Source organism: Spiroplasma endosymbiont of Crioceris asparagi, from assembly GCF_964020035.1.
In the GTDB taxonomy this organism is placed as follows: Bacteria; Bacillota_I; Bacilli_A; order Mycoplasmatales; family Mycoplasmataceae; genus TIUS-1.
This window is the reverse complement of the sequence record NZ_OZ026475.1, coordinates 14,543-35,453: the sequence shown is the minus strand read 5'-3', so window position 1 is coordinate 35,453 and position 20,911 is coordinate 14,543. Positions and strand designations below refer to the sequence as shown.

Genomic DNA, 20,911 nt, shown 5'->3' with positions numbered 1-20,911 from the left:
ATAGCAATACTTATATTAACATACTTTTATAAATTTTTTTGAAAAATTATTTTTATTAACTAATTTGTATCAACTAATCATGAAAATGTTCTTGACACAGCTGATTTTCAACCTTTTATTTTTTTATTAGCAACTTCTTCACTCATGTTTGGTTTAAATTCAAAACCTTCTTTTATTATATTTTTAATTTCAGTTTCATCTTTTCAAAATCCGCTTCTTAAACCAGCCAAATAAGCAGCACCCATCGCAGTTGTTTCAATATTTTTAGGTCTTAAAACATTTGTTTTAGAAATACTTGCTTGAAATTGCATTAAATAATTACTTCTCGTTGCACCACCATCAACTTTAATAATTTTGATATCTTTTTTAAGATCTTTTTTCATAGCTTCAATAACATCATTTGCTTGATATGCAATTGATTCAATAGCAGCACGAATAATGTGTTCACGTTTTGTTCCTCTATCTAAACCGAAAATAGCTCCACGTGATGAATCATCTCAATAAGGTGAACCTAATCCAGAAAATGAAGGAACAAAATAAACTTCACGGTTATCTTTAACTTTTTCTAAATATCATTCTGCTTCTTCGTAATCATAAATTATTTTTAAGTTTTCTTTTAGTCATTTGGTAACAGCACCAGCAATCATTACCGATCCTTCTAATGCATAGGTAATTTTATTATCTTTTGCTAAAGCAACAGTTGTTAAAATACCATGTTCAGAGAATATTTTTTCTGTTCCTGTATTCATAAGAATGAAACACCCTGTTCCATACGTTGATTTAACTTCTCCAGTGTTTATACACATTTGCCCATATAGAGCAGATTGTTGATCCCCGATTGAAGAATTAATTTGAATTTCACCATCATCTTTTTTTGAAAGTAGATTAGGAAAAGTTAATCCATAATCATCTGCACATTCTTTTATTTCTGGTAATAAAGATTTTGGTATGTTAAATAATTTTAACAACTCATCATCTCAATCATTTTTATGAATATTGTATAGTAATGTTCTTTGTGCATTTGTGTGATCTGTGGCAAATACTTTTTGTCCAGTTAAACGATAAATTAATCAGGTATTAACTGTTCCAAACATTAATTGTCCTTTTTCAGCTTTTTCTCTTGCCCCCTTAACATTATCTAAAATTCAAGCAAGTTTAGATACAGAAAAATATGCATTTGGAATTAATCCAGTTTTTTGTCTTAACAAATCATATTCTTTTTGAGAAAAATTAACAAAATAATTATCTAATCTCTTGTCTTGTCAAACTATTGCATTATAAATAGGGTTTCCGGTTTCCCTATCCCAAACTATTGTTGTTTCACGTTGATTTGTAATTCCAATACATTCAATATCTTTTGAAGTGATTCCTAAATTATTGATTGCATTAACAAGTGTTGTTCTTTGACTATTTCAAATTTCTAGTGCATCATGTTCTACTCAACCGGCTTGCGGAAAAAATTGTGTAAATTCAACTTGATTAATAGAAACAATTTTTCCGCTTTTATCGACAACAACTGTTCTTGCGCTTGTTGTACCTTCATCTAAGGTAATAACGTATTTTTTCATATACCTCCTGTTTTAAATTAATGGATTAACCATTTTTTGTATTGGATCAAAATTTGGTTTAATTTCTAATTTAATTAAATTTGGTTTTTTGATTAATTCTTCTATTACATAATCAGCAATGGCTGGAGCAGATGCAATGGCTGGAGATTTCATTCCGGCAACATTAATAAAAGTTTTATCTTTTTTAGTAGCTTTAATTCAAAAATCATCAGATTTTGGTTCAATTGGTCTTGAACCTGAAAATGTCATACAAGTTTTTTTCATATTTATTGAAGAAATTAATTTTTTACCAATTTCCCCAATAAAATCAAATTTTTCTTGAGTTACTAATCTTGTTTCATCTTTTGGTACACCCTCTTCAGCTGTTGGTCCAACCATAACATGACCATCCAACATAGGGGCTACAATAACTCCTTTACCATGAATTGTTGGCACCATAAAAACAACTGAATTAACAATACCTGATTCTGTTTTTTCAAGAATTCTATATTCTCCTCTTCTTGTCACTAAATTAAATTCATCAAATCCAGCCATTTTTGCAATTTTATCTGCGTAGTGTCCTGCTACATTAATTATTATTTTTGATTCATATTCATTTTTATTTGTTTTTATACATCAAACATCATTTTGTTTTTTGATATCTACTACTTTTTCATTTAAATGTAAATCAACTGAATTTTTAATAGCATTTGTCATTAAGACTTTTGCCAACATTGGTGCATCTACAGCAATAGATGAATTGCAAACTAAAGCCGCAACAGCTTCATGAGAAATATTTGGTTCTTTTATTCTTAATTCATTTGAATCTAAAATTTTTAATTCACTTTTATCTAAACCATTAATTATTCCTCTTTCATATAACATTTTTAAATGTTTAACTTCTTCATCATTAAAAGCAACAATAGTTGAATCTATTCTTAAATATGGGAAAGTTAATTCTTTTATTCAATCTTCATAACGTTTTTTTCCTAAAACATTTAGTTTTGCATTTAGTTTACCTGGAGTTGGATCAAAACCACCATGCACAAGTCCAGAATTTCCTTGACTTGTTTCAATTCCCACTTTAGCATTAGCTTCTAAATGTAAAATGTTTAAATTATATTTTGATAATTCTCTTGATATTGAGGCACCAATAATACCAGCACCAATAATACATACATCATATTTTTTCATAATTTTATCAACCTCTTAATGCTAGACCCATAATCACGCCAGCGGCAATTGGTGCAACAACTGGAATTCATGAATATTGTCAATCAGTAGAACCTTCTTTTCTATAAAGCATTCAATAGACTAATCTTGGGGCTAAATCCCTTGCTGGATTTAGTGAAAATCCTGTTAATCCACCCAAACAAATACCTATTACAGCAACAACCATGCCTGCAAATATTGGTGAAAATCATTTAACGTCAGCAAAGGTGTTGGCCTTAGTTGTTGCCAATAAAGCTAAAATTAATGCTGTTGTTGCTACAAATTCTGCCAAAAAGTTTAATGGCACATTTCTTAGCGCTGGTCCAGTTGAATGCATACCCAATAAATCGGCGGCAGCAATTTTTTTGCTTTCAGCTTCATTAAAATGAATTTTAATGTGTTGAGCATACATTAAGTCAACAATTAATTGGCCCACAAATGCGCCCAACAATTCTGCAACTATATAAATTGCCATTAAATCTAAATGCATTTTTCCAAATATGGCTAACGCAATTGATAATGCTGGATTGAATGAAGCAAATGCATCACTTTTTAAAGCTACAGTTACAGTAGCCGAAAGTGTTATTGCCATTCCTCAACCAATTGTGATTAATAATCACCCGCTTTGATAACCTTTTGTTTTTTTTAATAAAACATTTCCAACAACAGAATTACCAAAAATTATTAATAACATTGTTCCTATAAATTCAACACCAAAGTGTCGAAAGCATTCTATAAAAGTCATATAAAACATCCTTTCAATTTTTAAAATGTAGAAATTTTATTTTTTTATAAAATATCCACAATTTTATTTAACATCAAAAATCTGAAATTTTCCAAATTTCAGATTTATTTTGGAACTTTTTCCAATATGTTTATATTATCATTTCATTTAAAAACAAAAAAAACGTCATTGACGTTTTTTCTATTGTTCTAAGAAAACTTTAATTCCTGGACCCATAGTTGCAGAAATTGAAACATTTTTAATATATGTTCCTTTAACAGAAACTGGTTTAGCTCTTCTAATTACATCAACTAGTGCATTGAAGTTTTGTAATAAATTTTCATTAGCAAATGATACTTTACCAATAACTGAATGTACATTACCTTCTTTATCAGTTCTATATTCAACTTTACCTTTTTTAATTTCATCGATTGCTTTTACAACATCCATTGTAACTGTTCCGGTTTTAGGATTTGGCATCAATCCTTTTGGTCCTAAAATTTTACCGATTTTTCCTAATTGTGCCATCATTTCTGGTGTTGCAACAATTACATCAAATCCAAATCAATTTTCTTTTTGAATTTTTTCAATCATTTCTTCGGCACCAATAAAATCAGCTCCTGCAGATTGTGCTTCATTCATTTTTGTTTTAGTTATTACTAAAACTTTTTGTGATTTACCAGTCCCACCAGGAAGAACTACTGCTCCTCTAATTTGTTGATCGGCATGTTTTGGATCAACATTTAAATTAAATGCAATATCAATTGTTCCATCAAATTTTGATACAGATGTTTGTTTAACTAAAGAGATAGCTTCTTCAATAGAATATTTTTTGTTTCTATCAATACTTTGTAAAGCAAGCTTTAATTTTTTACTTTTTTTAGCCATTATTTACTTACCTCTTCTTTCCCTTCAATTTTAACACCCATGTTTTTTGCAGTACCTTCTACAATTCTCATGGCTGCTTCAATATTATCAGTATTTAAATCTGGTAATTTATATTCAGCTATTTCTTTTATTTGACTTTGAGAAATTGTAGCGACAACTTCTGTTCCTGATTTTTGTGCACCTTTTTGAATGTTTAATAATTGTTTTATTTTAAAAGCAGTTGGTGCTGTTTTTAAAATAAAATCAAATGATTTATCGTCATACGCTGTAATAATAACTGGAACAACTTCTCCAGCTCTTTCTTTTGTAGCGTCATTGAATTGTTGTGTGAATTGAGGCATGTTAATTCCAAGTGATGCTAATTCTGCACCCGGTTTTGCTTTCATTGCCATAAATTCTAATTTTGCTATACGTTTAATTTTTTTTGCCACGATAACCCCTCCGTTTCGCTGTGGTCCTAACGATATTTTTTAAAACATCTTCCACAATTTAACTCTTTTAATAATATCAAAAAAAAACAATAATTAAAATTATTTAATTAATTCTAGATTTTTAAATTCTACTTCATAAGGAGTAGCTCTACCAAACATTTCAATTTCAATAATAGCAATTCCTTTTTCAAAGTCTAATTCTAAAACATTACCATCCATATCTGTGAATGGCCCACTTTTAATAAGTGCTCTACTTCCTTTTTTAAGATTTGTTTCATAAACAACTTTTTCTTTTTTGATTACAGATGATCCTGAAACCTCTTTTTGGTTTAAATTCAATTTTTCATCTTTGTTTTCAAATCCCAACATTCTCATAATTTCTTCTGTTGTAATTGGAAATGGTTTTGCCCCTTTTCCTGAAGAACCAATAAAACCTGTTACACCTGGAGTATTTCTAATAATAAACCATGTATCGTTATTCATTATCATGTTAATAAATAAATAACCCGGAAACATGTTTTTACTTACTGTTTTTTTGTTTTTATTTAAAACATTAACTTTTGATATTTTAATATCAAAAATTCAATCTCCTAAATTTGAAGTCTCAATTTTTTGCAGTAAATCTGCTCTAACTTTATCTTCATGTCCGCTATTGCAATTAATAACAAATCATTGTCCCTTGTAAGAATCTAATTCTTCAAATAATTCTAAATCTTCTATTCTCATTTTTCTCCTACACTATTTTTGAAATAGCAAATAATTGTTCTAAAGCTTGGTCAACACCATAAAAGAATACTGCAAATATAAATATAAAAATTACAATTGTTAGAAATTTCATTCCTAAAACTCTTCTTTTTGGCCATTTAATTTTATTTGCTTCTTTAACAAGTTTAATTGGTGTTTCTTTTAAAGAAGCTCATCTAATAATTCTTTTAGATCTTTTTTCTTTTTTAAAATCATCAACAATTTTTTCTTTGTTTTTTTCTTTGTCCTCATAACCACCAAGCAATTGTTGTTTCATGGCTAATTTTTCTTGACGTTTTCTTTCTTTAATTTCTTTCTTCAGTATTTTTTTTTCTTCTTTAGTCATAATGTTATCTTGTCTCCTTGTGTAATGTTCTTTCATTACATTTACTGCAAAACTTTTTTAATACTAAACGTTCTTTAACTGATATTGTACTTTTTAAGAAATTATAGTTTCTTGACGCACACTTTTCACATATAAGAATAATTTTTCTACTTTTTTCTTTCATTACTGCCTTAATTTTTTCAATTAAAAAAGCAATACGAGTATTGCTTTATCATACTTATAATAACATTTATTTTTTAAATTTAAAAAGTTCTTTTGCGAATGCTATAAATTCATCTCAATAACTTTTAATAGTTTTTGTCGAAATTAATAATTTATTAGCAATATCTTTTCGCGATTCACCTTGTAAAATTAGTTTTAATGTTTCTTTTTTTAATTTAGATTTTTCTCTTTCCAAATATTCTTTTATAAAAATTTTTAAAATCATTTTTTCTTCAAGATCATCTTTTTTTGCGGTTTCTTCATCAATTTTATAAGCATATGCATCATAGTCATTTTGATAACTAAAATTTTGAATTGCTTGTTGGATAGGTATATCCTTTTTTCTATTAAATTTTCTTATGTAATCTAATAATCTTCTTTTATAAATAAAATTTATACATTTTTTTAATTCAAGAAAATTTTTTATTTTATATCTGTTTTTTATTTCTACAAGAGACTTTCAAAAACAAAATGTTAAGTCTTCTTTATCTAGTCCTATTTTTCCAATCTTATATCATTCACCATTAATAATTTTTTTTGCATTATTAACAATTGTCATACATTCATCGTGATTTAAATATGAGAATGAATCTAGAAGAGTTGTGTAAAAAACTTTATCTGTTACTTTTACTGCATTCATAAAGAATAATTCCTGCAGCAACTGAAACGTTTAATGAATCAATATTTGTTTTTGTATTAATTTTAAAAATGAAGTCTGAATTTTTTAATAATTTCATACTTACACCTTTCCCTTCATTACCAATAATAATTACTTTTTTCTCACTAAAAGAAATGTCTTTAATATCTTGTGATTGTTCATTTAAAGCCGAAGCATAAATTCAATATCCTGATTTTTTTAAGTGTTCGAGTGCATTACTTAAATTCGAAACTTTAACAATTGGTATGTCATTAGCAGTACCGGCAGATGTTTTAAACACTGTTCCGTTTACCATGGCTTGATTGTGATCTAAAATGATTATTGCATCAACTCCAAGAAGCACAGCACTTCTAATTATTGCTCCAAAATTTTGTGGATCTTGTATTGAATCTAAACAAAGAATTGTATTTCATCCATTTTTTGTAATTTCTGAAAAATGAGTGTACTTATATTCTTTTAGAATACACAAAAAACCTTGGTGATTTAAACCTTGTGCTTTTTTTTCAATATCAAATTTTGATAAGTATTCAATTAAATTGTATTTATTATTTAAAATAGTTTCTTCATATTTGTCTAGTTTTAAATTATCTTGAATAATGATTTTTTGAATTATATTTGGATAATTCTTAATTACATTTAAAACTGCTTTTCTTCCAAATATATAATCTTTCATTACATTATTCCTTTATTAATTAATTCTTCTCTAATTTTATCTGCTTCTTTAAAATCTTTTAGTTTGATTTTTGCTTTTCATAATTTTATTTTTTCTAAATCTTCATTTTCTAATTTAGGAGTAGAAAAACTAAATCCTAAAATTTCAATGATATTTAGTAAGTAAATATAATCATTAACAAAAATATTTTTGCTAATATCTTTGTTAATTTGTTTAATAATTTCATCAACCATAGAAATAACCAAACTAGTGTTTAAATTATTATCCATGTGTTTTTGAAATTCATTTTCAAAATTTTTTTTTGATTCAACAAATTTTTCAGTTACAAGTAAAATATTTATTTTTTTAAATAATGTAGAAATTTTTTCTACTCATTTATTTGCGTCTTCTATATCTTTTTCACTAAAATTTAATGGATATGAATAATTGTTTTTTAACATTAAATATTTTAATGTGTTTGCAGAATAACTTTTAACAAAGTCTTTAACTAAAATAATATTATTTAAAGACTTTGACATTTTTTCATTTTTTATATTTAAAGAACCATTATGTAATCAAATATTTGATAGTTCTTTATTGTTTTTTGCAACGAATTGAATTCGTTCATTTTCGTGATGAGGAAATTTTAAATCAACCCCACCAATATGTACATCGATAGTATCTTTAAAAAAATGGTCAATAATAGCACAACACTCGGTGTGCCAGCCTGGTCTTCCTTTACCTAAATCAAATTCTCATTGAATTCCTTTATTGGTAAATTTTCAAATTGCAAAATCTTGCGGACTTCTTTTTATTTTAGTATTTATTTCTTTTCTAGAACTAACTTCTAATTGATCAATTTTTTGTTTAGATATTTTCCCATACTCTGTTTTATTTTTTTTAATATCAAAAAATATTCCATCCTCTGTTTTGTAAGCATTATTTGATTCATATAATGACATAACAAAATTTTTGATTATTTCAATATTCTTAGAAACGCTTACTAATTGATTGGGTGTCAAAATATTTAAATTGTTTAAATCCATTAAAAATTCATCAATATATGTTTGAGTTATTTGTTCTTCTGTCTTGTTTTCTTCAAAAGCTTTATTAATGATTTTGTCATCAATATCGGTAATGTTCATTATAAAATTTACATCGCTACCTTTATATTCTAGATATCTTCTTAAAACATCTGTTAATATTAATGGTCTTGCATTTCCGATGTGAATGTTTGAGTATACAGTTGGTCCGCAAGTATAAATTGACACTTTATCTTTTTCAAAATCTACTAGTTTTCCGCTTAAAGAATCAAACAATTTCATACTAATAGTCCCTTTTAATTAATGGATTTACTGCTTTATATGTAAAGTAAAGTATTAAAGTATTAAAAAGAATTTTAAATGGTGCTGAAATTAATCTTGTTAATAACATAACATTATATCCACTACTATCTGATGCATTAAATAATCCGGCATCTCCTCATGAAGAAACAATTGATGTTGCCACAAACTCTGCAATTGTAGCTAAAAATAAAATAAACATTACTTCTTTTGCCGTATCTTTTTTATCAGTTAAAATTAAAAATCAAAATGTAATTCAAATACCAATTAAAGTAATTAGAATTGTCCCTGAAAAAACAAATCCAAAATATTGACCTTTAATTTTTCATTGTAAAATCTCAATTGGTTTGTCATATTCTTTATATAAGAAAATAATTACTGCGGCAAAAACAATAATAAATAAATTGATTAAACCAAATAGAATATAAACATTACCTTTTGAGGCTCTATTAAATGAGTGTGCTGCCCCTCCAATAAATCCAAAAAATACAACACATAAAACATAACCTATATGCACATATGATGGCACAAAAAGCATTACTAATAATTCTGTTATGAAACCCACTATAACCCCAACAATTGGACCAAAAATTATTCCTGAAATTTTAACTAGTATTGCTTCAATCCCAATTCTTATTGGTGGTATTACAGCAACTGGCGCAATTAAACAAATAACAATTGTGACACTAACACTAACTGCAATAAGCATTGTTATATAAGTAATGTTTTTAGTTGTAAAGCGGATACCGTGATATCTTTCTTTTAAAACTCAATAAGATATTGCATTATATGCAAAATACAATGCAATAGTAGAAAGGAGTGCTATTGATGTATAAAGTGCTAAATTTGAACCTTGAAGTATATTTAATTTATCTATAAATGACAACATATAAAACTCCTTTCTACTATTCTACAACAAAATAACTATAGTGTGAAATCTATTTTTTTATCACCATTATTTATTAAAATTTCATTTATTTTTGAAAATGGTTTTGATCCGCTAAAACCCTTATAAAATCCTAAGGGTGATGGGTGCGAACTTTCAATTAAGTTAATTGGTTTAACCCTTAAACGTTTAATGATGTTTTTAGCTTCATTACCTCATGCACAAAAAATAATATGTGGATTAAATTCATATAATTTATCAAATAACTCAATCGTTAATTCAATTCATCCAATGTTTTTGTGAGACCCAGGTTTTTCGTTTTCAACGGTTCATATTGCATTAAATAAAAAGACTCCTTGTTTAACTCAACCAGTTAAATTACTATTTTTAAAATGGTCAATTCCTAAATCATTTTTTAATTCTTTAAAAATATTTTTAAGTGAGGGCGGCATTTTAATATTGTTTTCTACACTAAAAGCAATTCCTGTTGCTTGACCTTTTTTATAGTATGGATCTTGACCAATTATAATAACTTTTATATCTTTTGGTTCTAATATATTAAATATTTTAAAAATGTCTTTTTCACAAGGAAAAAAAGAATCTACACTGTTTAAAATTTTATCAATTTTAAACGTAAATTCTTTTCCTAAAAGTTTTATTCAATTTTGTGGAAATCTAGTTTGTGCTTTTATCATAATCAACTGTGTAATTTATAGCACCACAATCCTTAAAAATGTTTTTAAAATTTTTAAATGAGCCACTTGAATCCAAAATATCTTCTTGGGAGTTTGTAAATCCATATGCAAAGGGTTCTAATCAATAAAAAGTATTTTTAGCATCTTCTTTAGAAGTTTTAGAAACTAACCTTAAGTATACAAAAGTGCTTGGTAATTTAACTTCAACATTGTATTTTTTAGAATTTTTTAACTGTGGATCTAAAACATTTATATTTATATCAACTTCACCAACATTGTAAAAATAAACATTATTGCTAAGTTCAGGACTACTATTGTCATCTTTGTGATATATATTGAAGCCTTCTTTTTTTAAATCGTGAAGTTTATTTTGTTGCTTTTCATCAGAAAGAGTTTTTATTTCGCCATTGTTAATTGGTTCAATTGCATTTTTGCCTAAAAAAGACAATTTTTGATCTGTTTTTTCAAATGAATCTTTAGTTTTTTTCTCGTTAAATTTATTAATTGAATTTCAATCTTTTAATTTGCTATATACATCTTTTTTGTCTTTATCTTGTTCTTTATGAATTTGAATTAAAGGTGTTGATGTACCAAATGTTTTATCATTGTGATTTTCGATTGTTAAAGTTTTTGTTAAAAAATTGTTTGTTCCAAAATAATCATTTTGAATATCTTTTTCTACTGGTGATAAATTTGGTTTGTTATTTAATCAGTTAAGAAATGAATATTTGTTAACGGCATCTTGCCCCAATTTATCAATTTGTTTCTTAATATGATCTTCTTTATCAATTCCTTGATAGCTCTCTTTATTGAAGGTAAAAAGTTCCAAAAATTCTTGTGCAAACCCTTGAATTATTCCATCTCCTTTAAAAGTAAAACCAAAATCTTCGTTTTTTGAATCTTTAACATTAATATCTATTGTAGTTGATTTCATTGAACATGATGTTAAAACAGCTGTTGTTCCTACTAAGATAATTGAAGATAAAGATAAAAGTATTTTTTTCATGAATTCCGCCTATTAGTAAATATTATATATTATTTTAAATATTTTTGAACTTACCGATTGATTTAGTAAATTCAACTTCCACACTACCAGTTGCCCCATTTCTGTGTTTAGAAATTATTAATTCTGATTCTTGAACATCATCATTTTTCTTAGCATCATCATAATATGCTTCTCGATATAAAAACATAATAATATCAGCATCTTGTTCAATTGCACCAGAGTCTCTTAAATCACTCATTAATGGTTTATGATCTTCTCTTTTCTCAACAGAACGTGAAAGTTGTGAAAGACAAATAATTGGGATCCCTAATTGTCTAGCAATGATTTTTAATTGTCTTGAAATTTCAGCAACTTCTAATTGACGCCCCCTGCTTCCAACACTATCAACCGATGACAATAATTGTAAATAATCAATAAAACAAATTTTTATATCATTGTCTCTTTTCATCTTTCTTAGTTTAGATTGCAATTGAATTACATTTAAACTTGGTGTGTCATCAATATAAATGTTTAAATTAGAAATTTCACTTGCTGCATCAGTTATATTTAATCAATCTTTTCTTGTTAAACTTTTTGCATATTTTAAATTAGTAGCATTAATTCCAGAATTAAAACTTAGAATCCTCTCAACTAATTGTTCCTTGGGCATTTCCAATGAGAAAAATGCGACTCCACCTTCAGTCATTTGTTCTGCTGCATTATATGCTAAATTTAATGCTAAAGCTGTTTTTCCCATTGAAGGACGAGCTGCTAAAATAATTAAATCACCTTTTTGAAAACCATCAGTAATGTTGTCCAATTTAACAAATCCGGTTTTAACTCCCGAAACATCATCACCACGAGCCTCTAACTCATGAAGTTTTGTAATTACATCTTCAACAACAGCATTGATTTTTGATGGTTCATTTTTTGATTCATTTAAACTAATGTCGAGGATCTCTTTTTGTGCAAATGAAATAGTATCGTGTACAGGATTTTCTTTTTGCATTAAATTTTTTACTTTTTCAATAATTTGTTCTAGTTGTTTAATTTTAGAATTTTTAACAATAATGTTTATGAAATCTTCTACACCTTCATCAGTATAAAAATATCCACTTATTTCTGCAAGGTAATCTATTCCACCAGATTTGGCTAATTGATTTTTGTCTTTTAATTTTTCAGAAACTGTTTCAATTTTAATATAATCTTTAGTATTTACATCATTAAAACATTCTCTTAAAGCAGCAAAAATAAAACCATGTTTTTCAATTGAAAAATCATTAGGATTTAAAACATTAAAAATTTCATAGCCGGCATCTTTTGAGTGCATTGCTATTGCAAGGACATTTTTTTCAGCCATTAATACATTATTATTCATTTTACAATTCTCCAACTTTTATTTTTAATTTAGCAGTAATTCCATAACCCAATTTTATATCTAAAACTTTTGTTCCGATTGATTTTAAATTTTCTTTTGTGGAAAACATTTTTTTTGATATTTTTAAATTATATTCTTTTTCAAGTTTATCTACAACTTTCATCAAAGTTATATTTCCTTGAACTTTTCCGTTGTTAACTTTTAGTTTAAATTCTAATTCAATATTTTCTAATTGATTTTTAACTCTTGATAATTCGAATTTTTCTTTATTTTCTTTTTCTTTTTTAACTTCTTGATCGTGTTGTAAATTTGATAGATTTGTTATGTTTGCTACTGTGGCTAAATTATTAGGAAACAAATAATTTTTAGCGTATCCATCAGCAACATTTTTTATTTCATTTTTTTTACCCATGTTTTTAACATCTTTTAATAAAATAACTTTCATCCTAAACCTCTATAAATTAATTATAAAAGAAAAACCACCTTCAAGTGGTTTTAATATTTTAAATTAATTAATTACAAATGGTAATAATCCCATAATTCTTGCTCTTTTAATAGCTGTTGCAAGCATTCTTTGGTGTTTTGGAGATGTTCCAGTAACTCTTCTTGGAAGCATGTGTCCTGTTTTTGAAATGAATTTTTTTAACATTTCAACATCTTTGTAATCAATATAGTTAATATTGTTTTTTGCAAAGAAATTTACTTTTTTTCTTTTGTAAAATTTTTTCATATTTTAGTCCTCTCATAAAATTGAATCATCACCAAATTTGTCATCATTATTTTTTTCTTCAACTAAATCATAGCCGTGATTGCTTAATGTTGTTTTACTTTGTGATTGATTACTGTTGCTAATATTTTCTAGAAATTCAACTCTTCTTGCATTTACAGAAACGATTGTTTCATACTTTCCATCAGTATTTGTTTGTCTAACTGAAAGTGAACCTTGAATACCAACGTTTGATCCTTTTTTTAAAAATCTTGCCATATTTTCAGCTTGTTTTTCTCAAGCAAAGCATGGTACAAATTGTGTAATTTGTTTGTTATCATAATATTCATTTACAGCCAAATTAAAAGCTACGAACTTTCTTCCTGAAGTAGAAGTTCTTAGTTCTAAATCTTTTGTTAATCTTCCTATTAAATGTACAGAGTTCATTTCTTACCTCAATTATTTTTTATCAGCTGATTTTGATTCAGAAATATTTGTTTCTGTTTTTGCAACTGAATTTTCTTCTGTTTTTTCTTTTTCTACGAATTTATTATCAAAAGGTTTTCTTTCTTCTGGTTTTTGATCTTTATTATAAAATCTTCTGTTTTTATCAAATGGTCTTCTTTCAAAATTACGTTTGTTTTCATCAATTAATTTTGACATATCTGTTTTTGATAATTTTGTTGATTGAATATAATTTTTTTCTTTTTCAGTATTAACAATTAATGTTCTAACAATATTTTTATCAATTCTTGAAATTCTTTGGAACTCATCAATATTTTCTGATTTTGTTTCAACAATAGCAACAATATATGTTCCTTTATCCTTTTTGTCAATTGGGTATGCAAAGTTCATCATTCCTCAATTTGACTCTTCAATAATTTTTCCACCATCTGCTTTTAAAATTAAGTTCATTTTTTCTTGAACTTCAGCAATGTTAGTTGCTGTTTTATCGATGATGTACATTACTTCATAAATTTTTTTCATGTATCTCCTTTTGGTCTTTTGGCCATAACTGGCAAGGAATTAATATATAACTAATTCTTATGTGTAATTATAACAAAAAAAATTAGAATATTTTGATTTCATTTTTTTCACAATATTCAATAAAGTCATCATCTCATAATGATGAGTGTACTTCAGCAATGTGACTTTTTTCTAAAATCAACATTGTTAACTTATCAATGTACACGCCACAAGATATTGTTTGTGGCAATTTATCAACTTTAATTAAATGATTATAAAGTGTATTAATTTTTCGTTCTTCTTTAGAAATAAGATTTTGATCTTTAAGCGCTTTTTTTTCAACTTGAAATCCACAATAAGAAACACTTACTGATTCTTCAATTTCTTTGTTATAAATATATAATTTGGTCAATGTTTCAAAATCAAAAACATCATTTGAATATTGTGTGGCATCAGAAGAATTAATTGTTTTTTTAACAAAGTTTGTTAATACAAAACTTCCGTTTTCTCTACCAAATCTATTTAACATTTCTCGATAATTTAAAAAAGGATAAAGTTTTCTAAGTTTAGAATATGTAACAAATGATAATGTTTTTGTAAAGTGCTCACCATTTAAATTGCTATACTCTAGATTAATTAAAGAATCAATTTTTTTGAATATTTTATATATCTCTATTTGAATATCTTGAACTACTTCAATATCATAATTTGATTCAATTAATTCAAAACCAATTTCATTATATGTTAATGATTTGATTCTTGAAAGTTCGGCATTTCTTCTTATACAAGAAAATGTGTTTATAACACCTTCACCTTTTTCAAATTCATTTTGATACAAAAAGTATCTTCGTCATTTGTTTGCACTAATTAACATTTCGCCAAACCCTTGTGATGTTTGGGCGTCAAAATCAACCGGTCTTTCACTCAACCTAAAATCATCATTCAATCATAAGTTCTTGTCGGTTGCAAGAGCTGCCTGAAATTCTACTAAATTATATTTTGATTTTAGTTCACTATATAAATAATTTTTAATTTCGTTAATTGCTTTGATTGTTTCTCTATTGTTTAGTTTAGAAACATATCCCACTCTCATTCCGTACTTCATAATTACTCCCTATTTTTTAGTTGTGGAAATAATAATACATCTTTAATTGATTCATTATTTGTAAGCAACATCACCAATCTGTCAATTCCAATACCAATACCTGCAGTTGGCGGCATTCCATATTCTAATGCTTCTACAAAATCAATATCCATATCATTTGATTCTTCATTACCTGCTTCACCTTCTTTTATTTGATCAAGAAATCTTTCATATTGATCAATTGGATTATTTAATTCAGAAAATGCATTACCATATTCTCTACCAATAATGAATAATTCAAATCTATCTGTAAATCTTGGATCTTTTTTATTTCTTTTTGCAAGTGGTGAAATTTCTACGGGATGTCCATAAATAAATGTTGGCTCAATAATTTTTCCTTCAACAAATTCTTCAAAAAATAAATTAATAATATGTCCTACTGTTAAATGATGTTTCTCTACTTTAATGTGATGTTTTTGAGCATGTTTTAAAGCATCTTCATATTTCATTTCTTTAAAAAAATCAATTCCTGTTTCTTTTTTAATTGCTTCAACCATGTGAATTCTTTTAAATGGTTTAGAAAAATCAATTTCATTTTCACCATACTTAATTTTTAGATTTCCATTAACAGCTTGGCATGTTTCTCTAAAAATTTCTTCTGTTAAATCAAATAAAAAATCCATGTTTTTATAGGCAACATAAATTTCAATAGTTGTAAATTCGGGATTGTGTTTTGAATCAATTCCTTCATTTCTAAACAATCTACCAATTTCATATACACCTTCAAATCCACCAACAATACATCTTTTTAAATGAAGTTCAGTTGCGATGCGTAAATAAAATTCACTATTCAAAGCATTATAATGAGTTGTAAATGGTTTAGCAGCAGCGCCGCCTCTAATTGAGTTTAAGATTGGTGTTTCAACTTCAAAGTAACCTTTTTCATCAAGAACACTTTGAATTTTTCTAATAATTTTACTTCTTTTAATAAATGTTTGTTTAACATCATCATTCATGATTAAGTCCACATATCTTCTACGGTATTTTTCCTCAATATCAGCTAACCCATAATATTTATCTGGAAGTGGTTTTAATGCTTTAGATAGTAGTGTATATTTTTTAACTCTAATAGTTAATTCTTCAGTATGAGTTTTCATAACTATACCTTCGACACCAATAATGTCGCCAAGATCTAGTTCAACAAAATTAGCAAAGACATCATCTCCTAAAACATCTTGCCTTACATATAATTGAATTTTTCCTTCTTGATCTTGTATTTGAACAAAAGCCGCTTTTTTTCCAGCTTGTCTAAAAGCTCTAATTCTACCTGCAACTTTTAAAATTTCACTCGGATTTTTTTCTAATTGTTCACGATCAAAATTTTTGAATTTTTCAATAATTTCTTTTGTATTTATATTTCTTTCAAATTTATCTTCTTGATATGGATCGTTGTTTTGATCAATTAATTTTTGCAGTTTTTCTCTTCTGACTAATTCTTGTTCACTAAATTTTCTACTCATTTTATTCCTTGTTTACGTAATTATATTAATATTAAAACAAAATAAAAAGAACTTTTAAATAAAATAAGTTCTTTTTATTTTATGATCAATTAATATCTTTTGGGTCCATTGGATTTTCATTAATTTCATTTGCAACAATTAAACCGTTTGCAACACGAATAATTTGGTCACCAATTTTTGCAATATTTGGGTTATGAGTAACAATAATAACTGTTGTTTTAAATTTTCTATTTACTTGAATTAAAATATCAAGAACTCTTTTTCCCATCTCTTCATCAAGAGCACCTGTTGGTTCATCTCCAAAAAGAATTTTTGGATTTTTAGCAATAGCTCTAGCTATTGAAACACGTTGTTGTTGTCCCCCAGACATTTGGTGAGGATATTTATTTATTTGTTCTTCCATTCCAATTGTTTCAAAGATTTCTGGAATAGATAAACCATTATTTTTTCTTTTATTTAAGTTTTCTCCAACTTCAGTATTTTCTCTAGCAGTTAGATTTGAAAGTAAATTATATTGTTGGAAAATAAATCCCACATTATCTCTTCTAAATTTTGTTAAATGTGAATCTTTTAAGAAAAATAAGTTTGTTCCATTAACATATAAATCACCAGCATTAATTTTATCTAATCCTGAAATAACATTAAGTAATGTTGTTTTTCCTGATCCTGATGGACCTAAAATAATAACAACTTTTTGTTTCTTGATTTCTAAATCAATTCCCTTTAAAACTGGGGTTGTAGAAGAACCATTTGAATAAGATTTTTTAACATTAATTAATTCAATAATGTTTTCATCATAATTTGGTTGTTTTCCTGTTGTAGAAATTATTTTTCCATTTAATACTGTTTTTGAATATTTTTTTACTAATTTTTTTTGTTGAGTTTGAAGTTCTTTTAAACCTTTAACATCATCATATGGATGATCTTCTACTTCAATTGCTAAGAACTCTCTGTCTGAAATTTCTTCAGTTTGTTCTTTTTCAACTTCTTCTTTTGCTTCTTCTATTGAATCTGAAGAAACTTTTTCTTCTGTTGTTTCTTCTTTATCTAGATTAAAAATCATTTTAACTCCTTAATTTTAAATATATTATATAATATTTTTTCTTTTTTTAAACTAAATTGACTATATATGATTTTTTACAAAATTCACAAATTATTTCAATTTCATTTTTTTCTTTTTTGATATCACTTATTTCTTCATCACTTAGCAAATTAATTGTTCTTTTTGCTTTTTCTTCACTACACTTACATTGAATTTTAAATGACTCATCCACTTTTAAAATTTTAGAGTTTGGCGCAATATCTTCAACTAAATAATTGTAATTTTTAGTTTTTCCAAGAACCTTGTTTAAGTTTTCTAATGTGCCTATTTTTTCTTCAATATATTCAATATCTCTTTGCGAAAATCCTGGCAACATATGAATTAAAATTCCGGAAGCACATTCAAGTTTTCCACTATCATCAATATCAATACAAGTTGTTAAAATACCATTCACTTGTTCACTTGTTTTTAAATAATTCATAAATATTTTATCAATGTTAGAACTGTCAATTTTTATTGAAGAATTAGAAATTATATTTCCTTCTTTAATTTTAAAAACATTTAATTCACCCTTGTTTCCAAAAGTTTTATTAAATAAATCTACGCTTGTTTTAATATTTTTAAGGTCTGTGTTATCTTCTCTTAAATATCCTCTTACTTTATTTAAATCATAAATATTTACAAGAATTTCTTTTATTGATCCATTTGTTTTAGATTGAATATTAATGTCAATCTTTTCTTCTTTATTAAAACTATTAATTAAAATCGAATTCAAAAAAAACTTGCCAAATATTGTACTACTTATTAAATTCATTTTTTGTGTTTCAATAATATTTTGCAATCCTTCTGTAAATTCAATTATAGTTATTGAAACATTTAGTTCATTATTTATCGCTTTTAAAATTTTATTCATAGACTAATTATAGAACAAAAAAATCTCTTTAATAGAGATTTTAATTTTCTTCGTTTGGATCAATTTCGATAATTTTTCCTTCTTTAATTTTTTCTTCACGTTTAGTTCTTGCTTCTTTTTCTTTAAGAACTTCTTCAGGAAGTTTCATGTTTTTGTCAATGTAAGTAATTTGTTCAACATTAATTGTTTCTAGGATTCTTAATGATTCAGCAATTAACTCTAACTCACCTTTGTGTTGATTAATTAATTTTTTAGCATTAACATAACAATCTTCTAAAATTTTATCAATTTGTTTATCAATTTGTTCTGCAACAGATTCTGAATAAACTCCACGAATATGACCAGCATTTTCTTCTCTCATTGTTAAAAGTTTTGTAAGACCAAGCTCTGACATACCAAATTGCGTAACCATTCTTCTTGCAATGTTTGTAGCTTTATCTAAATCATCATGTGCTCCAGTTGTTATTTCTGTTACACCAAACATAATTTCTTCAGCGGCTCTACCACCCAAGTAACCAGTAATCATGGCAAATAAGTCTGTTTTAGATGAAAATAATGTTTCATCTTTTGGTGTCATAATTGTATAACCACCAGCATTTCCCCTTGGGATAATACTTACTTTTTGCACTCTTGATGCGGAATCTAATTTTAATCCAATTAAAGCATGACCAGCTTCATGATAAGAAACAATTTGTTTATCTTTTGGTGTCATGATTGTAGATTTTTTAGCCGGACCACCAACAACACGATCAATAGCTTCATCAATATCTTCAATGCTTATAACTGTTTTACCTTGTCTAACCATTAAAATAGCAGCTTCATTTAAAACATTTTCTAGTTGAGCTCCAGAAAATCCCGGTGTTCTATCAGAAACAAATTTTCAATTAACTTCTGGAGAAATAGTTTTATTTCTTGCATGTAATTTAAGAATCTCTTCACGTTGTTTTGCGTTTGGAAGTGTAACTTGAATTGTTCTATCAAAACGCCCTGGTCTAATTAAAGCTTCGTCTAAAACGTCCACACGGTTTGTCGCAGCAATAACAATAATACCTGTATTACCTTCAAAACCATCCATTTCAACTAAAAGTTGATTTAATGTTTGTTCTGCAGTTCCTGAACCACCAATTCCCCCTGTACGTTTTCTACCAACAACATCAATTTCATCAATAAATATAATTGCAGGCGCAGCTTTTTTGGCAGAAGAAAATAAATCCCTAATACGGCTTGCTCCCAAACCAACGAACATTTCTTCAAACTCAGATCCAGAAGTTGCAAAAAACGGAACACCTGCTTCTCCAGAAACAGCCTTAGCTAAAAGCGTTTTTCCTGTACCTGGTGGGCCTTCCATAAGAACACCTTTGGGAACTCTGGCTCCATATTGTGCATATTTTTGTGGTTGTTTTAAATAATCAACTAATTCATTTAGTTCTTCTTTTTCTTCAGCAATACCGGCAACATCACTAAATTTTGTATTTGATTTTTTTGGAACAGTTTTTGATTTTCCCACACCAAACATGGAACCACCGCTCATTCCACCTTTTGACATAGCACCAAACATTCATATATAAAACACAATTAAAATTAATAGTGGTAAAAATGCACTTACATAACTCATTATTGATGTTCCGGGAATTGTTGCAACAACTCCTGAAATTCATTTAATCATTTCTTGGTTAGCACCACCAAAAACAATCTTGAAAAGAGAATCAGGCATATAACAAGTAAATTTTGAAATTGAACCATCTGCATTTCTATAATAACCAGATATTATGTCATAGCCAGATTTAGAATCATAGTAATAGCTTGTGTTTTCGCTCTTAATGCTTCCGTTTTTGATTAAGTTTTGAAGTTCTTCTGAGCTTATGCTATTTGATGATCCATTTTTAAATATAAAAATAGCAGCAATTATTATAATCACAACTAGAATAAACAATATTCAAAGTCATGTATTTTTTTTACTTTTATTATTTTTCATTTTGTCAACCTTGTA

The 20,911-nt window shown here is 26.9% G+C and carries 24 protein-coding genes and 1 other annotated feature (1 of these 25 only partly in view); all 24 genes read right to left on the bottom strand.

Features of this window, described 5'->3' with window-relative positions; translation table 4 throughout:
• Positions 1–13 (bottom strand) — a sequence feature (ribosomal protein L10 leader region) (it extends 103 nt beyond the left edge of the window).
• Positions 14–59: 46 nt separating this feature from the next.
• Positions 60–1,568: a glycerol kinase GlpK gene (gene glpK / locus AACL01_RS00185; protein ID WP_339022819.1), complete on the bottom strand. Its 1,509-nt coding sequence runs from the start codon at positions 1,566–1,568 to the stop codon at positions 60–62.
• Positions 1,569–1,580: 12 nt separating this feature from the next.
• Positions 1,581–2,741 carry a type 2 glycerol-3-phosphate oxidase gene (gene glpO, locus AACL01_RS00180; protein ID WP_339022817.1) on the bottom strand — a complete coding sequence of 387 codons (1,161 nt, stop codon included), beginning with the start codon at positions 2,739–2,741 and terminating at the stop codon, positions 1,581–1,583.
• A 4-nt stretch (positions 2,742–2,745) separates the two neighbouring features.
• Positions 2,746–3,504 carry an MIP/aquaporin family protein gene (locus AACL01_RS00175; RefSeq protein ID WP_339022815.1) on the bottom strand — a complete coding sequence of 253 codons (759 nt, stop codon included), beginning with the start codon at positions 3,502–3,504 and terminating at the stop codon, positions 2,746–2,748.
• Between the two features lie 180 nt (positions 3,505–3,684).
• A complete protein-coding gene (gene rplA / locus AACL01_RS00170; RefSeq protein ID WP_339022814.1) occupies positions 3,685–4,371 on the bottom strand; it encodes a 50S ribosomal protein L1 in 687 nt (228 codons plus the stop codon).
• Positions 4,371–4,802 (bottom strand): 50S ribosomal protein L11, encoded by a 432-nt coding sequence (gene rplK / locus AACL01_RS00165; RefSeq protein ID WP_339022812.1) that lies wholly within the window; start codon positions 4,800–4,802, stop codon positions 4,371–4,373. Before rplK ends, rplA begins: the two co-directional genes overlap by 1 nt.
• Before the next feature lie 99 nt (positions 4,803–4,901).
• Entirely contained in the window at positions 4,902–5,528 is a 627-nt protein-coding gene (nusG, locus tag AACL01_RS00160; RefSeq protein ID WP_339022810.1) for a transcription termination/antitermination protein NusG, read from the bottom strand.
• A 7-nt stretch (positions 5,529–5,535) separates the two neighbouring features.
• A complete protein-coding gene (secE, locus tag AACL01_RS00155) occupies positions 5,536–5,892 on the bottom strand; it encodes a preprotein translocase subunit SecE (RefSeq protein WP_339022808.1) in 357 nt (118 codons plus the stop codon).
• A 4-nt stretch (positions 5,893–5,896) separates the two neighbouring features.
• The gene (rpmG, locus tag AACL01_RS00150; RefSeq protein ID WP_339022807.1) at positions 5,897–6,055 is read right to left on the bottom strand and encodes a 50S ribosomal protein L33; all 159 of its coding nucleotides are present in this window, start codon (positions 6,053–6,055) and stop codon (positions 5,897–5,899) included.
• Positions 6,056–6,121: 66 nt separating this feature from the next.
• The gene (locus AACL01_RS00145) at positions 6,122–6,733 is read right to left on the bottom strand and encodes a LuxR C-terminal-related transcriptional regulator (protein WP_339022806.1); all 612 of its coding nucleotides are present in this window, start codon (positions 6,731–6,733) and stop codon (positions 6,122–6,124) included.
• On the bottom strand, positions 6,708–7,424 hold the full coding sequence (gene rlmB, locus AACL01_RS00140) for a 23S rRNA (guanosine(2251)-2'-O)-methyltransferase RlmB (RefSeq protein ID WP_339022805.1): 717 nt from the start codon (positions 7,422–7,424) through the stop codon (positions 6,708–6,710). Before rlmB ends, AACL01_RS00145 begins: the two co-directional genes overlap by 26 nt.
• The gene (gene cysS / locus AACL01_RS00135; protein WP_339022803.1) at positions 7,424–8,728 is read right to left on the bottom strand and encodes a cysteine--tRNA ligase; all 1,305 of its coding nucleotides are present in this window, start codon (positions 8,726–8,728) and stop codon (positions 7,424–7,426) included. Before cysS ends, rlmB begins: the two co-directional genes overlap by 1 nt.
• 1 nt (position 8,729) lies before the next feature.
• Positions 8,730–9,635 carry a hypothetical protein gene (locus AACL01_RS00130; protein WP_339022801.1) on the bottom strand — a complete coding sequence of 302 codons (906 nt, stop codon included), beginning with the start codon at positions 9,633–9,635 and terminating at the stop codon, positions 8,730–8,732.
• A 35-nt stretch (positions 9,636–9,670) separates the two neighbouring features.
• Positions 9,671–10,327, bottom strand: coding sequence for a uracil-DNA glycosylase (locus AACL01_RS00125; protein WP_339022799.1), 657 nt, complete (start codon positions 10,325–10,327; stop codon positions 9,671–9,673).
• Positions 10,308–11,333 carry a hypothetical protein gene (locus tag AACL01_RS00120; protein WP_339022798.1) on the bottom strand — a complete coding sequence of 342 codons (1,026 nt, stop codon included), beginning with the start codon at positions 11,331–11,333 and terminating at the stop codon, positions 10,308–10,310. The genes AACL01_RS00125 and AACL01_RS00120 overlap by 20 nt, the downstream gene beginning before the upstream one ends.
• A 34-nt stretch (positions 11,334–11,367) precedes the next feature.
• Positions 11,368–12,690, bottom strand: coding sequence for a replicative DNA helicase (gene dnaB / locus AACL01_RS00115; RefSeq protein ID WP_339022797.1), 1,323 nt, complete (start codon positions 12,688–12,690; stop codon positions 11,368–11,370).
• Between the two features lies 1 nt (position 12,691).
• Positions 12,692–13,135: a 50S ribosomal protein L9 gene (gene rplI, locus AACL01_RS00110; protein WP_339022796.1), complete on the bottom strand. Its 444-nt coding sequence runs from the start codon at positions 13,133–13,135 to the stop codon at positions 12,692–12,694.
• 63 nt (positions 13,136–13,198) lie between these two features.
• Positions 13,199–13,420, bottom strand: coding sequence for a 30S ribosomal protein S18 (gene rpsR, locus AACL01_RS00105; RefSeq protein ID WP_339022794.1), 222 nt, complete (start codon positions 13,418–13,420; stop codon positions 13,199–13,201).
• Between the two features lie 3 nt (positions 13,421–13,423).
• A complete protein-coding gene (locus AACL01_RS00100) occupies positions 13,424–13,843 on the bottom strand; it encodes a single-stranded DNA-binding protein (RefSeq protein WP_339022792.1) in 420 nt (139 codons plus the stop codon).
• Between the two features lie 12 nt (positions 13,844–13,855).
• Positions 13,856–14,383: a 30S ribosomal protein S6 gene (gene rpsF, locus AACL01_RS00095; protein ID WP_339022791.1), complete on the bottom strand. Its 528-nt coding sequence runs from the start codon at positions 14,381–14,383 to the stop codon at positions 13,856–13,858.
• Positions 14,384–14,465: 82 nt separating this feature from the next.
• A complete protein-coding gene (locus tag AACL01_RS00090) occupies positions 14,466–15,467 on the bottom strand; it encodes a hypothetical protein (protein ID WP_339022789.1) in 1,002 nt (333 codons plus the stop codon).
• A gap of 2 nt (positions 15,468–15,469) precedes the next feature.
• Positions 15,470–16,966 carry a lysine--tRNA ligase gene (lysS, locus tag AACL01_RS00085; protein ID WP_339022788.1) on the bottom strand — a complete coding sequence of 499 codons (1,497 nt, stop codon included), beginning with the start codon at positions 16,964–16,966 and terminating at the stop codon, positions 15,470–15,472.
• Between the two features lie 79 nt (positions 16,967–17,045).
• Positions 17,046–18,029 carry an ABC transporter ATP-binding protein gene (locus tag AACL01_RS00080; RefSeq protein WP_339022786.1) on the bottom strand — a complete coding sequence of 328 codons (984 nt, stop codon included), beginning with the start codon at positions 18,027–18,029 and terminating at the stop codon, positions 17,046–17,048.
• Positions 18,030–18,075: 46 nt separating this feature from the next.
• Entirely contained in the window at positions 18,076–18,921 is an 846-nt protein-coding gene (locus tag AACL01_RS00075) for an Hsp33 family molecular chaperone HslO (RefSeq protein ID WP_339022785.1), read from the bottom strand.
• 40 nt (positions 18,922–18,961) lie between these two features.
• Positions 18,962–20,896: an ATP-dependent zinc metalloprotease FtsH gene (gene ftsH / locus AACL01_RS00070; RefSeq protein ID WP_339022783.1), complete on the bottom strand. Its 1,935-nt coding sequence runs from the start codon at positions 20,894–20,896 to the stop codon at positions 18,962–18,964.
• Positions 20,897–20,911: the final 15 nt, after the last annotated feature.